12 protein-coding genes are annotated in these 13,785 nt (G+C 58.6%); all 12 read right to left on the bottom strand.

What is annotated here, in order from left to right; translation table 11 throughout:
• Positions 1–403 precede the first annotated feature (403 nt).
• Positions 404–1,432 (bottom strand): ABC transporter ATP-binding protein, encoded by a 1,029-nt coding sequence (locus tag DXD49_RS08145; RefSeq protein WP_022094888.1) that lies wholly within the window; start codon positions 1,430–1,432, stop codon positions 404–406.
• Positions 1,432–2,523: an ABC transporter ATP-binding protein gene (locus tag DXD49_RS08140; protein ID WP_117564867.1), complete on the bottom strand. Its 1,092-nt coding sequence runs from the start codon at positions 2,521–2,523 to the stop codon at positions 1,432–1,434. The genes DXD49_RS08145 and DXD49_RS08140 overlap by 1 nt, the downstream gene beginning before the upstream one ends.
• Before the next feature lie 2 nt (positions 2,524–2,525).
• Positions 2,526–3,461 (bottom strand): ABC transporter permease, encoded by a 936-nt coding sequence (locus tag DXD49_RS08135; RefSeq protein WP_117735337.1) that lies wholly within the window; start codon positions 3,459–3,461, stop codon positions 2,526–2,528.
• A 14-nt stretch (positions 3,462–3,475) separates the two neighbouring features.
• Positions 3,476–4,513 (bottom strand): ABC transporter permease, encoded by a 1,038-nt coding sequence (locus DXD49_RS08130; RefSeq protein ID WP_117735338.1) that lies wholly within the window; start codon positions 4,511–4,513, stop codon positions 3,476–3,478.
• A 155-nt stretch (positions 4,514–4,668) separates the two neighbouring features.
• On the bottom strand, positions 4,669–6,345 hold the full coding sequence (locus DXD49_RS08125) for an ABC transporter substrate-binding protein (protein ID WP_117735339.1): 1,677 nt from the start codon (positions 6,343–6,345) through the stop codon (positions 4,669–4,671).
• 290 nt (positions 6,346–6,635) lie between these two features.
• A complete protein-coding gene (secG, locus tag DXD49_RS08120; RefSeq protein ID WP_117735340.1) occupies positions 6,636–6,890 on the bottom strand; it encodes a preprotein translocase subunit SecG in 255 nt (84 codons plus the stop codon).
• A 155-nt stretch (positions 6,891–7,045) separates the two neighbouring features.
• A complete protein-coding gene (gene gpmI, locus DXD49_RS08115; protein WP_117735341.1) occupies positions 7,046–8,599 on the bottom strand; it encodes a 2,3-bisphosphoglycerate-independent phosphoglycerate mutase in 1,554 nt (517 codons plus the stop codon).
• A gap of 5 nt (positions 8,600–8,604) precedes the next feature.
• Positions 8,605–9,372, bottom strand: coding sequence for a triose-phosphate isomerase (gene tpiA / locus DXD49_RS08110; protein ID WP_022094882.1), 768 nt, complete (start codon positions 9,370–9,372; stop codon positions 8,605–8,607).
• Positions 9,365–10,555, bottom strand: a complete 1,191-nt coding sequence (gene pgk / locus DXD49_RS08105; protein WP_117735343.1) for a phosphoglycerate kinase — start codon at positions 10,553–10,555, stop codon at positions 9,365–9,367. The genes tpiA and pgk overlap by 8 nt, the downstream gene beginning before the upstream one ends.
• Before the next feature lie 140 nt (positions 10,556–10,695).
• The gene (gap, locus tag DXD49_RS08100; protein WP_117735344.1) at positions 10,696–11,721 is read right to left on the bottom strand and encodes a type I glyceraldehyde-3-phosphate dehydrogenase; all 1,026 of its coding nucleotides are present in this window, start codon (positions 11,719–11,721) and stop codon (positions 10,696–10,698) included.
• Between the two features lie 193 nt (positions 11,722–11,914).
• Positions 11,915–12,844, bottom strand: a complete 930-nt coding sequence (whiA, locus tag DXD49_RS08095; RefSeq protein WP_117794688.1) for a DNA-binding protein WhiA — start codon at positions 12,842–12,844, stop codon at positions 11,915–11,917.
• A gap of 6 nt (positions 12,845–12,850) precedes the next feature.
• Complete coding sequence (gene rapZ / locus DXD49_RS08090) at positions 12,851–13,771, bottom strand: RNase adapter RapZ (RefSeq protein ID WP_022094878.1); 921 nt, start codon at positions 13,769–13,771, stop codon at positions 12,851–12,853.
• Positions 13,772–13,785: the final 14 nt, after the last annotated feature.

The following is a 13,785-nucleotide window of genomic DNA, read 5'->3' as shown; positions in this document are numbered from 1 at the left end:
GCGATATTTTGCTTTGCACTTCGTGCTGCAAAATATCGCTCCCCCTGCGGAATGCGCCGGGAGGCAACACCGATTCGGGACCTACAGCCACATTCTCCAAGCACAATTCCCAAACATGTTCTGAGGCTGATAAAAAGATAGTGGCTCGGCAAAGCCGAGCCCTTATAAAAAGAGGCCGGAGCCAAAGCTCCGGCCTCACTCAATTTCCCATTAGATTAAGTGAGCGATCAAGGAATCGCCCTCCCCTCAGCCGAGTTAACGCAGGGTCCTTGCTGGGGTTACTTTTCAGAACACTCCGCAGGACGCAAGAAGCCCTCGCCGCACGAAGTGCGCAGCGAGGGCTTCTTGCATGTCCGAGGACGTTCTGAAAAGTAACCCCAGCAAGGACCCGGCCGTTTACCGACTACAGGTCGATGTGCGATTCCTTGATCGGGAACGGCTCGGCGAAGTGGCACGCGCAGCAATGACCCGGGGCAACTTCCTTAAACTCAGGAAGCTTCTCGGAGCAGATGCCCTGCGCGATCGGGCAGCGCGTGTGGAAACGGCATCCGGTCGGCGGATCCAGCGGCGACGGCGGATCGCCAGCGAGAATGATGCGCTTGCGGGTCTTCTGGATATCCGGATCGGGCACCGGCACAGCAGACAGCAGCGACTGCGTGTACGGGTGGTGCGGCTCACTGTAGAGCGTCTTCCAGTCCGAAACCTCGACCATCTTGCCCAGATACATAACGGCAACGCGATCAGAAATGTGCTGCACGACAGAGAGGTCGTGAGCAATGAAGAGATAAGCCGTACCGAACTTGTCCTGGAGCTCCTTAAGAAGGTTCAGAACCTGGGCCTGAATGGATACGTCAAGTGCAGAGACGGGCTCGTCGCAGATGATCAGCTTGGGCTTCAGAGCGAACGCGCGGGCGATGCCGACACGCTGGCGCTGGCCGCCCGAGAACTCGTGCGGATAGCGGTTGATGTGCTCGGGGTTCAGACCGACGACGTCCAGCAGCTCGCGGACGCGCTCGATACGCTCTTCCTTGGTACCCACGCCATGAATGGTCATGGGCTCAGAAACAATCTCGCCGATGGTCATGCGAGGGTTGAGCGAAGCATAGGGGTCCTGGAAGATGAACTGCATCTCGCGACGCATATCCTTGATCTCGTGCTTGCTCATCTCGGCAACGTCTTTGCCCTGGAAGAACACTTTGCCTGCCGTCGGCTTGGTCAGGCGCATGATGGTGCGGCCCGTGGTGGACTTACCGCAGCCAGACTCGCCGACCAGGCCAAAGGTCTCGCCCGGATAAATCTCGAACGAAATGTCATTCACAGCAGAGACGACACGCTTGGAGAAGCGCTTGGCGAACATGCCGGACTCAGCGGGGAACTCCTTAGAGAGGTGCTCGACCTTAAGCAGCGGAGTACGCTCGTTGGTATCTGCCATTACGCCTCGCCTCCCTTCTTGGAATCCTTGCGGGTACGGGACGTCTCAGGAGCGTTCTTGAGGAACTCGGGGTCACCGGAGTAGTGGCACGCAGAGTAATGACCAGACTCGGTAACAACGCGCTCGGGGCGCTGCTTGCGGCACTTGTCCGTCGCATAGGGGCAACGAGGCGAGAACACGCAACCCTCGGGCAGGTTCATGAGCGAGGGCGGGTTGCCGTGAATCGGCGTAAGCGGCTTCTTCTCATCGATAGCCTGCTCCGGGATGGAGCGGATAAGACCCCAGGTGTAGGGATGGCGGCTCTCGTAGAAGATTTCCTCAGCAGTACCGAACTCGACGGGACGACCGGCGTACATAACCATGATCTTATCGGCCATATCGGCGACAACACCTAGGTCATGGGTAATCATGATAATGGCGTTGCCGTTCTTCTCCTGCATCTCCTGCATGAGCTCGATAATCTGAGCCTGAATGGTAACGTCCAGAGCAGTCGTGGGCTCGTCGGCAATCAGAATATCGGGATCGCAGGCAAGAGCCATAGCGATCATGACACGCTGACGCATGCCGCCGGAGAACTGGTGCGGATACTCGTTGACGCGCTTCTCGGGCTCGGGGATACCAACGAGGTCCAAAAGCTCGGTGGCACGCTTGAGCGCCTCCTGCTTGGAGTAGCCACGGTGCAGACGAAGGCCCTCGCCCACCTGCTTACCGATCTTATAGACCGGGTTAAGGGAGGTCATAGGATCCTGGAAGATCATCGCGATATCGTTACCGCGAATGTGTTGCATCTCTTCCTCGGTCATCTCGAGGATGGAACGACCGCGATAGCGAACGTCACCGCCCTCAATCTTTCCCGGAGGCATCGAGATAAGGCCCATGATGGTCATGGCGGTCACGGACTTACCAGAGCCGGACTCACCGACGACACCCAGGGTCTCACCGCGATCGAGCGTGTAGGACACACCATCGACGGCGCGAACGACGCCATCCTCGGTGTGGAAATACATCTTAAGGTCATCGACCTCGAGCAGATGCTGGCCCTCGGGAACCGGCTGGTCCTTCAGGTCCACATAGTTCTTGTTCTTCTTCATCCTTATGCGTCCTTCATCTTGACGTCGAGGGCGTCGCGCAGACCGTCACCAAGCAGAGTGAAGGCGAGCACCGTCGAGAGAATTGCCAGACCGGGCATGATCATCATCCAGGGAGCAGTCAGAAGATACTGCTGACCGTCCTGAATCATGGAGCCCCACGAAGGCGTAGGCGGGATAACGCCCATGCCAAGGAAGGACAGAGCGGACTCGGTCAGAATAGCGCCACCAATGTTCATGGTCGCATAGACCACGATAGAAGCAACGGAGTTCGGGAAGATATGGCGCATAACGATACGGGCATCGGATGCACCCATAGCGCGAGCGGCGTCAACATAGTCGTTCTCTTTGACCGTCAGGATCGCGGATCGGAAGACGCGCGCAATCGAAGGCCAGCCGAGAATACCGATGGCGATAAAGACGTTCTGAAGACCACGGCCGATAACGGCGATCATGGCGACAACGAATAGGACGTACGGGAACGCCAGGAAAATGTCCGCGCAGCGCATGATGATCGTATCCCAGATGCCACCATAGAAACCGGCGAGGGCGCCCATGACCAGACCGATCACCGTGGAGATGGCGGTGGCCATAATACCGACGGAAAGCGAAACGCGTGCACCGTAGATAACACGGACGAGAATGTCACGACCAAGGGAGTCGGTGCCAAACGGGTGCTCGGCACACGGAGCCAACAGCGAAGTCTCGGCCATGGTAGTCGAGTCGGAGGCCGTCGGCGAACCGAGCCAGGGCTTAGCCCACAAATCGGCGGTCAGGGCAACCACAACAACGATGATGATCCAGCAGACACCGATAACGGCGAGCTTGTTCTTACGAAGACGCTTGAAAGCGTCGCCCCACAGCGTGCGGGACTTGGCGGGAGCAGATGCGGCCTTGGTGGCGGTAGCCTGCCCCTGAGACTGAGAATCAGTTTCCTGCATGAGACGTACCTCTCTTAAGCCTTATCCGACGGACCGCCAAGGCGGATGCGCGGGTCGAGGAATGCATAGCTAATGTCGACGAGCAGGTTGATCACCATAACGACGACAACGATGAGCGTAACGCCGCCCATAACGATGGGCCAGTCGCGCATGCTGATGGCGCGGTAGACCTCATAGCCAATACCGGGCCAGTTAAAGACCGTCTCGGTCAGGATGGCGCCCGAAAGCATGGCGCCGAAGTCGACACCAATATAGGTAACGACGGGGATGAGTGCATTCTTAAGCGCATGCTTGATGATGATCGCACGATTGGAGAGACCCTTGGCCTTTGCTGTGCGAATGTAATCCTGGTTCATGACGTCGAGCAGCTGCGAGCGCATGATGCGGGCAGCATAGGCGGTCGAAACCGAAGCCAGCGTAATGGTCGGAAGCACATAGTGCATCCAATCCTGATACTGAGAGCTGGAACCACCAGCACCCGAGATCGGCATGGAGAACGCGCCGCCGGTGGCATCCTTGAGGATGACACCAAAGAACAGCTGCAACAACATGCCGAGCCAGAAGGCAGGAACGGCAACGAGGATCGACGTGGTCAGCGTTACCAAAATATCCCAGAAGGAGTAACGCTTTACTGCCGAAATGATACCCGCACCGATACCCATGATTGCCTCGAGCACGATGGCGCACGCGGCAAGTTTGACCGTATACGGATACTTCTGGGCAAAGATTTCCGTAACCGGCAGCTTGCGCTGATACGAATTGCCCAGATCGCCATGAAGCAGGCCGTTCATGTAATACAAGTAACGGTCCACGAGCGACGTTTGAACGGGGTCGCCGTTCTCGTCAAGAATCGCGTTGCCATCCTCGTCCGACTGGACCAGGTGATAGCGAACGCGAAGCTGAAGCTCCACCTCGGGGGACAGAGCCTTGTCTCCACCGATCAGCTTGATCGGATCTCCCGGCACGATATTCTGGAGGGCGAACAGAATCAGCGTGACGCCCAAAAACACCGGGATGAACTGAAGCACACGTTTAACGATGTACTTACCCATACCACTCCCCTATCTAGGGATTAACCTAAATGGGATGCCGATCGCCAGACCGGCATCCCAAAATTACCATCAGCCAGTTTACCCCAGGTTAGGGGGAACTGTATGTTTCCCATGAGGTCTACGTAAATACTTGACCCTCACGGAAGCTGCAACTCTTAGGCGAGCTCAGCGGTACCCAGATCGGCGTGCTTCTGCGGATCAACATAGAGGTGCTTGATGCGATCGGAGCCGGCGATGGTGTGCGTGTAGAACATCACCGGGATGACCGGGCAGTCGGCAGCGACCATAGCGTCGGCCTCCTGCATCTTGGCGATACGCTCATCGTCGTCAACCGTGGTACGAGCCTCGTCAACCTTAGCGTCGAACTCGGGGTTGCTGTAACCGGAACGGTTGTCGCCGCCGAGGGAGTCGGAGTGGAACAACGGGTACAGGAAGTTGTCCATAATCGGGTAGTCGGCGATCCAGCCCAGACGACCAAACTGATAGTTGAAGTTCTGATACTGCTCGAGCAGGGCAGACCACTCAGGGGTATCGGAAGTAGCGGTAACGCCCACCTTGGCGAGGTCACCGATGATGGACTCCATGATCTCCTTGTGTCCACCGTCCTGGTTGTAGGACAGGGTCACGTTGATGCCGCGGTCGCCGTTGGCGCCGGCAGGAGCAACCTTGTCGAGGTACTCGTTGGCCTTATCAACGTTGTACTCGCAGAACTCCCATGCGCCCTCCTTGTAGCCGGCGATTCCCGGAGGAACGATGCCGTCAGCGGGGGTACGGGTGCCCTTGAAGATGGTCTTGCAGATGGCCTCACGGTTGATGGCCAGGGAGATGCCCCTACGCAGGTCAGCGTTGTTGAACGGCTCGGCCGTGTTGTTGCAGGTCAGGTAGTACGTGGAAGGCTCGGCGCCGAGCAGCATGCGCTCGCCGTCACCCATGGTGTAGCCGTCCTTGGACACGCCGCGATCCTTCTTGGCGGCGTCGATCTGAGCAACGGGAACGTCGCAGACATCGAGGTTACCGGCCTGGAACTCCTTGTAAGCGGTCTCCATGTCCTTGATGACCTGGAAGTGGATGCCATCGATCTTGGCCTTGTCGCCATAGTAATCGTCGAACTTCTTGAGGTTGATCTCCTGACCATCCTCCCACTTGCCGTCCATCATGAACGGGCCGTTACCGATCGGGGCAAGGTAGAAGCTCTTGACATCGGACTCGGCGCACTCGGGAACCGGGGCCAGAGCCGGGTGAGATGCGACGAAGGGGAAGTCGGCGTAAGCGGAAGACAGCTTGACGACGAGGGTCTCATCGTCGGGGCAAGTAACACCGCTGAGCTCGGTAGCGTTACCGGCAAGCAGATCGTCATAGCCCTCGACCATGGAAAGGTGATAGGAGACCTCGGAAGGACCATACTCGGTAGCGATGGCCGACTTGGTGTTGACCAGACGCTCCCAACCGAGCTTGAAGGACTTGGAGGTAACGTCGTCACCGTTGTGGAACTTGGCCTTCTTGATCTTGAAGGTGAACTCGGTGGCGTCATCGTTGGCCTCGAAGGACTCGCAAGCCAGCGGGACAATCTCGCCCTTCTCGTTGTCGTAGGTGGTCAGAGCGTCGAACAGCTGGTAGTTGACCTGAGTGCCCTGATCCTCCTGGACGTTGTAGGGGTCGATGCAAACCGGGTTGTTAATGTAGAAGTTCAGCGTCGAACCGGACTCAGAACCGGAAGCGTCGCCGCCCTTCTTGCCGCATGCGGCAAGAAAAGCCATAGAGCTCGCAGCGAGGGTGCCGCCAACAAAGGCGCGACGACCCATAACGGGCTGGTGGAACATAGAATCAGCCATGCCATCCTCCTTATGAGATAGGACAAAGTGAATTCGATTGGGCAACGTCGAGACAACCCGATCGAACCATTCAAACGCGGTCCGCCGTTATGGCTGGTTATGCAATGCGGGCCAACGTTTTCAATACAGTAGCGCATTTTATGCACAATTTGGCGCTGATTCCGGTTAACGGTCGAGAATTTCTTTAGTTAGGCGAAGTATGTGGGGATATTTTGACCCTGTTACAAACATGTAAACAAAAAGGGTCCCGCACTTGCGGAACCCTTTTCAAGCGTATATGCAACTCGAGCTTAGTAGCCCACGATGCCCTGGGGGAAGAAGAACATGCACAGCACGACGCACACGGCAAACACGACAGCCATGATAACGGTCAGGCGGTCCAGGTTCTGCTCCATAACGCCCGTGGCAGAGGTGGAATTATACAGAGAGCTGGCGATCATATCCGAAACACCAGTGCCCTTACCGGAGTGCATCAGAACGAGAATCGTCAGCGCCACGGCAGACACAGCCCAAACGACAAACAGAAGAATCTGGAACGGACCCATAGATAAGCTCCTTAATAGAACAATTCAAACTCCAGTACTGTACCACAACCTCGAGCACTCCCCCATCTGCCATTTGGGGACGGGGTAGAAATAGCGCAAAAGGGGGTTGCCCGGACGTGGACAACCCCCTTACAAGAAAACGTTAGTTGTTTTCTTTAGGCCTCGGTGGCGAGCACGCGACCCGTCATCTCGGCGGAAGGCTCAAGACCAGCCATGGTGAGCATGGTCGGAGCGATATCGGAGAGACGACCGTCCTCGATACCGGTAAGCTTGGCCTTCTCATCAACGATGATGAACGGCACACGGTTGGTGGTGTGAGCCGTAAACGGATGCTTGGAACCGTCGGTAGCGACGTCAAACATGTGGTCGGCGTTGCCATGGTCGGCGGTGATCAGCGCAAAGCCGCCCTTGGCGAGAATCGCCGGGACAACCTTGGAGAGAGCCTCGTCAACGGCCTCGACAGCCTTGACGGCAGCATCGAACACGCCGGTGTGACCAACCATGTCGCAGTTCGCGAAGTTCACGATGTAGAAGTCAGCGCGATCCTCGTTAATAGCGGAGACGAGCTTCTCGGTAACCTCGGGAGCGCTCATCTCGGGCTGCAGATCGTAGGTAGCAACCTTGGGGGAAGCGACGAGCACGCGCTCCTCGCCCTCCTTGGGCTCCTCGATGCCACCGTTGAGGAAGAACGTCACGTGGGCGTACTTCTCGGTCTCGGCGGTGTGCAGCTGCTTCAAGCCATTGGCTGCGATGACGTCGGCCAGGACGTTCTCGGGGAACGTCTTGGGGAAGGCGACATCAACGTCAAACGTCGGATCGTACTCGGTCATCGTCACAAAGTGCGAAAGCTTGATCTGCTCACGCTCAAAGCCGTCGAACTCCTTGTCCGTGAAAACGCGGGTCATCTGACGGGCGCGGTCGGGACGGAAGTTGAAGAAGATGGCCGCGTCGCCCTCGTGGATGCCCTCGTTGTGGGCAGCGAAGGGCTCGACGAACTCGTCGCCGCGCGGGTCCTTCTCGTAGTAGGCCTTGATACCGGCAACGGGGTCGGTATCGGCATCGGACGCGTTGACCATGACGTCGTAGGCGCGCTGGATGCGCTCCCAACGATTATCGCGGTCCATGGCCCAATAACGGCCCGAGACGGTGGCAACACGAGCGTCGCAACCGGTCTCCTCGGAGATCTTAGCCAGGAAGGCGCAGAACTCGCTCATGTAGCCGGCACCGGACTGCGGATCGACGTCGCGGCCATCCATAAAGGCGTGAACGCGAACGGTCTTGATCCCATGCTGGGCAGCCATCTTGACCAGAGCCTCGACGTGGTTCATGTGGGAGTGAACGCCGCCAGGGCTCATAAGGCCCATAAGGTGAAGGGTCTTACCCTCGGCCTTGACATCGTCCATAGCCTTGACGAAAACCTCGTTCTTGGCGATGGAGCCATCCTTGATGGCGTTGTTGATGCGCGAAAGTTCCTGGAAGACGATGCGGCCGGCACCGATGTTGAGGTGGCCCACCTCGGAGTTGCCCATCTGGCCGTCGGGAAGGCCCACGTCCTCGCCCGAAGCGCCGAGCGTGGTGTGAGGATACTTCTCGTACAGGCTATCAAGGAAGGGCGTCTTGGCAGCGGCGACGGCGTTCTCGCCATCGGCCGGAGCCAGGCCGCAGCCATCCATGATGATCAGGAGTGCAGGAAGGTGACGCTGTGCCATATGTCCTACTCGCCTGCCTTGACGACCATAGAGGCGAAGTCGGCAGCCTTGAGCGAAGCGCCGCCCACGAGGGCGCCGTCAACGTCGGGCTTGGCGACGAGCTCGGCGATGTTGCCGGGCTTGGCAGAGCCACCATAGAGAACGCGGATGCCGTTAGCGAGCTCCTCGCCGAACATCTCCTTGAGGGTCTCACGGATAGCGCCGCAGACCTCCTGAGCGTCCTCAGCGGTAGCGGTCTTGCCGGTGCCGATGGCCCAGATGGGCTCGTAAGCGACGACGACCTGCTTGGGGCAGGTGATCTCAAGACCAGCAAGGCCAGCCTTGACCTGGTTCACGACGTGCTCGACATAGGTGCCAGCCTCGCGGACCTCGAGGGACTCGCCGCAGCAGAAGACGGGAACAAGACCAGCGGCAACGAGAGCCTTGGCCTTCTTGTTCTGGTCCTCATCGGTCTCGTGGAAGTAGTCGCGACGCTCGGAGTGACCGATGATGCAGTAGGTGCAGCCAGCGGACTTGAGCATGTCGCAAGAGGACTCACCGGTGAAGGCACCCTTGGCCTCCCAGTACACGTTCTGTGCACCGAGGGCAATGGGGGCAGCCTGAATGCGGTCATGAACCGTGGTGATGTCGATGGTCGGAGGGCACACGAGCACCTCGACGCCAGCCGGAACCTCGGGCAGAGCCTGAGCCAGCTCGTCGGCGAGCTTGGCGGCCTCGGCGACGTCGTTGTTCATCTTCCAGTTACCAGCGATAAGAAGGGTGCGATTAGGCATCGAGAAGCGCCTCCACTCCGGGCAGGGCCTTACCCTCGACGAGCTCCATGGAAGCGCCACCACCGGTGGAGATCCAGCTCATCTTGTCGGCCAGGTTGAACTTGTTGACAGCTGCGACAGAGTCGCCGCCGCCGATGATCGAGGTGCAGTCGGCCTCGGCGACAGCTTCGGCGATAGCCTGAGTGCCGTGAGCGAAGTTGTCGAACTCGAAGACGCCCATGGGGCCATTCCAGAACACAGTCTTGGCGCCCTTGACGGCCTCGGCGTAGAGCTCCTCGGTCTTGGGACCGATGTCCATGCCCTCGCGGTCATCGGGGATAGCGTCGGAAGCGACAACCTCGGGGACAGCGTCCTCGCCAAAGTGATCGGCAACGCGGTTGTCGATGGGGAGCAGGATCTTGACGCCCTTCTCCTCGGCCTTCTTGAGCATCTCGCCAGCGCGCTCGACCCAGTCCTCTTCCTTGAGGGACTGACCGACGGTCAGGCCCTGAGCCAGGAAGAAGGTGTAGGCCATGCCGCCACCGATGATCAGGGTATCAGCGGAGTCGATGAGGTGATCGAGAACGCCAATCTTGGAGGAAACCTTGGAACCGCCGACGATAGCGACGAAGGGGCGCTCGGGCTCGGCGAAGATGCCGGTCAGCGTGTCGACCTCCTTCTCGAGCAGGAAGCCAGCGACTGCGGGCAGGTAAGCGGCGGGGCCCACAACGGAACCCTGGGCGCGGTGAGCGGTACCGAAGGCATCGAGGACGAAGACGTCGCCATAGGAAGCGAGGATCTTGGCGATCTCGGGATCGTTCTTCTTCTCACGCTTGTCAAAACGGACGTTCTCGAGAACGAGGACCTTGCCCGGCTCGACGGCGGCGACGGCCTCGGCGGCCTTCTCGCCATAGGTGTCGGCGACGAAGGCAACGTCGAGACCAGAGAGCTCAGCGAGCTTCTTGGCGACGGGCTCGAGGGACAGCTCGGGCTGGAAGCCGGTGCCCTCAGGACGGCCGAGGTGGCTCATGAGGATGACGCGAGCATTGTGCTCAACGAGATAGTTGATGGTGGGCAGGGCAGCCTTGATGCGGGTGGTGTCGCCAACGACGCCATCCTTGATAGGCACGTTGAAGTCAACGCGGACGAGAACGCGCTTGCCGTCGACATCGATGTCGCGGACGGTCTTCTTGGTAAAGGCCATGTTTGCTTCTACCTTTCGTACGTGTCTGCCTTCCATTACGGCAGACGATTTCCTATAAAAAGGGCGCGACCTTAGGGTGTAAGCCCTATAAGGCCGCGCCCTTCTTTAGACGCTCAACGAGCTATTCGCTAAAAGCTAAATTAAGCAACGAACTTCTCGAAGTACTTGATGGTGCGGACCATCTGAGAGGTGTAAGAGTTCTCGTTGTCATACCAAGAGGTGACCTGAACGAGGGTCTGGCCGTTGCCGAGGTCAGAGCACATGGTCTGAGTGGCGTCGAAGATGGAGCCGTGGGTCTCGCCGATGATGTCGGTGGAGACGATGTCGTCCTCGTTGTAACCGAAGGTCTCAGAGATGGTGGCAGCGTAGGCCTTCATAGCAGCGTTGACCTCGTCGACAGTGACCTTCTTGTCAACGACAGCGTAGAGGTTGGTGATGGAGCCGGTCGGCGTCGGGACGCGCTGAGCGGCACCGATGAGCTTACCGTTGAGCTCGGGGAGAACCAGGCCGATAGCCTTGGCAGCACCGGTGGAGTTGGGGACGATGTTGACGGCGCAGGCGCGGCTACGACGCTTGTTGCCCTTGCGCTGCGGGCCGTCGAGCGGCATCTGGTCGCCAGTCCAGGCGTGAATGGTGGTCATGATGCCGGACACGATGGGAGCGAAGTCGTTCAGACCCTTGGCCATCGGGGCGAGGCAGTTGGTGGTGCAGGAAGCAGCAGAGATGATGTTGTCCTCAGCGGTCAGCGTCTCGTGGTTGACGTTGTACACGATGGTGGGCAGGTCGCTGCCAGCCGGAGCGGAGATGACGACCTTCTTGGCGCCAGCGTTGATGTGGGCCTGAGCCTTAGCCTTGCTGGTGTAGAAGCCGGTGCACTCGAGAACGACGTCGACGTCGAGGTCGCCCCAAGGCAGGTTGTTGGCGTCGGCCTCCTTGTAGATCTTGATCTCCTTGCCGTCAACGGTGATGGAATCCTCGCCAGCAACGACCTCGTGATCGCGAGCGTAGTTGCCCTGCGTGGAGTCGTACTTCAGCAGGTAAGCGAGCATGTCGGGAGAGGTGAGGTCGTTGATAGCGACGATCTCGGAGCCCTCATGACCGAACATCTGACGGAAGGCCAGACGACCGATGCGACCGAAGCCGTTAATAGCAACCTTTACTGCCATTGTGTCTCCTTTCGTAAGGCCCCCGCAAGCTACAGCGCCTGCCGTTGAGGCCCACAAACTAACCACTCGCCTAATATACCTTTTTTTGGACTTGAATTTCACGAGAATGGTCGAAATTGAAAATCAAATTTACGTTAAAACGTTTTAAAGAATAAAAGAGCAGCTAAATCCGTATATAAGTCGATACTTTAAACTACCTGTTTGCTTCAATGAGCTTTTCAAGCCTCAAAACTCGATGGTAGAGGGCCGACTTCGACAAGGGAGGGTCAGCCATCTCCCCCAAATCACGCAGCGACAGATCGGGGTAGCGCTCGCGCAAGTCGCAAAAGACCGCCAATGCATCCGGAAGCTCATCGCGAAGGCCACGCTGCTCGAGCTCATCGATCAACGCAAGCTGATGTTGGGCAGCACCGGCGCTTCTGGTCTGGTTGGCGAGCTCGGCATTCACGCGACGGTTCACATCGTTCTTAACCAACTTGACCGCGCGCGCTTCCTCAATCTCGGCAACGCTGCGCTTGGCACCAATCAGCTTTAAAAGACGCTCGATCTCCTCGGCGCTCTTAATGTAGACAGCAAAGGATCCGCGCCGCGCGTTAACGCGCGCATGGACCCCGATCTGCTCCAATAGATCGCAGAGTCCCCGGGCATACTGCTCGCCCTGCACCGCGATCTCCAAATGAAAGTCGCCGCGGGGATCGGCCACGAAACCGCCGGCGATGAGCGCGCCGCGGATGTAGGCAAGCCTGCAGCAGGGACGGGCAACGATGTGCCGGGGAACACCGGCGACGAGCCCTCCCCTGCGGTCGAGAATGCCCAGCAGCACCAGAGCCTTGTCCAGGTCGGGTTGATCGGGCAGGGTAATGAGATAGTTACGGACCTTATGCAAGACCGATTTACGAACGGTGAATTCCGTTTTGAGCTTAAGGATGCGATGCGTCAGTGTGATCATCGTGCGCGCGACGGCGCCCGTCTCGGTCGCGACCGTCAAACGATACCGCCCGGAGCCGGCCAGCGAAAGTGTACCGCTCACGCGCGTCAGGGCGGCAAGCGTCGACAAATCGCAGTATTCACATTCGGGTTCGCAGCGCGCGAGCTCGTCACGCACCTCCGCGGTAAACGACATGCAGGCCTATGCTTTCGTGTTCGCGCGCGACAGGTCGCGATGGGAAATGCTCACGTGATACTGGGCGCCTTCCAAATAACGTGCCGTGGCCTCGGCGATGGCAACGCTGCGGTGTTGGCCGCCCGTGCAACCGATGGCAATAGAAAGTTGCGGCTTGCCCTCCGCGATATAGCCCGGCATGACCGTATCGAGCAGCTGCGTCCAGGCCTTCCAGAACTCCTGGGTCTTAGGATGGTCCAGAACAAAGTCGGAGACTTTCTTATCGAGACCGGTCATGGTGCGCATCTCGGGATCGTAGAACGGATTGGGCAGGAAGCGAACGTCGATCATGATGTCCGCCTCGACGGGCATACCGTGCTTAAAGCCAAACGAGAACACGTGAACGTCCATGAGCTGCTGGTCGGACAACTCGGAGAACGCCATGCGCAATTTGTTGCGCAGGGCAGAGGTGCGCAGGCGGCTCGTGTCGATGATCATATCGGCTCGATCGCGCACACCCTGCAGCTGCAGGCGCTCGCGCTGAATCGCGTCGGCCGTAGTCTCCCCCGGCTTGGCAATGGGATGGCGGCGGCGGTTTTCGCTATAACGACGGATCAGCACCTCGTCAGAAGCCTCCAGGAACACGATGTCGCAGCTCATCTCGCGCTCTTCGAGCGCAGCGACCGCATCGAGTAACTCGTCAAACAGTCCCTGGCTACGCAAATCGCAGGTGACGGCAAGATGCCTGCCCACGCCCGTATTGATGCCGACGAGTTCGGCAAGCTGGGCGATCAGACGCGGAGGCAAGTTGTCGATGCAAAAGTAACCCATGTCCTCGAACACATGCATGGCCTGCGTTCGGCCCGATCCGGACATTCCGGTGATGATGACGATATCGGGGATGCGCTCCGAGCGCTCCGCCGCATCCATGGCATCTCCCTTTTGCATGTGCTGCCTCCTAA

Source organism: Collinsella sp. TM05-38 (assembly GCF_003466445.1).
Classification (GTDB): Bacteria; Actinomycetota; Coriobacteriia; order Coriobacteriales; family Coriobacteriaceae; genus Collinsella.
This window is presented reverse-complemented; position numbering and strand designations above follow the sequence as displayed.

Bases quoted from the DNA above. Each gene is read 5' to 3' on its own strand.
- DXD49_RS08145 (WP_022094888.1), bottom strand. From the start codon at position 1,432: ATGGCAGATACCAACGAGCGTACTCCGCTGCTTAAGGTCGAGCACCTC.
- DXD49_RS08140 (WP_117564867.1), bottom strand. From the start codon at position 2,523: ATGAAGAAGAACAAGAACTATGTGGACCTGAAGGACCAGCCGGTTCCC.
- DXD49_RS08135 (WP_117735337.1), bottom strand. From the start codon at position 3,461: ATGCAGGAAACTGATTCTCAGTCTCAGGGGCAGGCTACCGCCACCAAG.
- DXD49_RS08130 (WP_117735338.1), bottom strand. From the start codon at position 4,513: ATGGGTAAGTACATCGTTAAACGTGTGCTTCAGTTCATCCCGGTGTTT.
- DXD49_RS08125 (WP_117735339.1), bottom strand. From the start codon at position 6,345: ATGGCTGATTCTATGTTCCACCAGCCCGTTATGGGTCGTCGCGCCTTT.
- secG (WP_117735340.1), bottom strand. From the start codon at position 6,890: ATGGGTCCGTTCCAGATTCTTCTGTTTGTCGTTTGGGCTGTGTCTGCC.
- gpmI (WP_117735341.1), bottom strand. From the start codon at position 8,599: ATGGCACAGCGTCACCTTCCTGCACTCCTGATCATCATGGATGGCTGC.
- tpiA (WP_022094882.1), bottom strand. From the start codon at position 9,372: ATGCCTAATCGCACCCTTCTTATCGCTGGTAACTGGAAGATGAACAAC.
- pgk (WP_117735343.1), bottom strand. From the start codon at position 10,555: ATGGCCTTTACCAAGAAGACCGTCCGCGACATCGATGTCGACGGCAAG.
- gap (WP_117735344.1), bottom strand. From the start codon at position 11,721: ATGGCAGTAAAGGTTGCTATTAACGGCTTCGGTCGCATCGGTCGTCTG.
- whiA (WP_117794688.1), bottom strand. From the start codon at position 12,844: ATGTCGTTTACCGCGGAGGTGCGTGACGAGCTCGCGCGCTGCGAACCC.
- rapZ (WP_022094878.1), bottom strand. From the start codon at position 13,771: ATGCAAAAGGGAGATGCCATGGATGCGGCGGAGCGCTCGGAGCGCATC.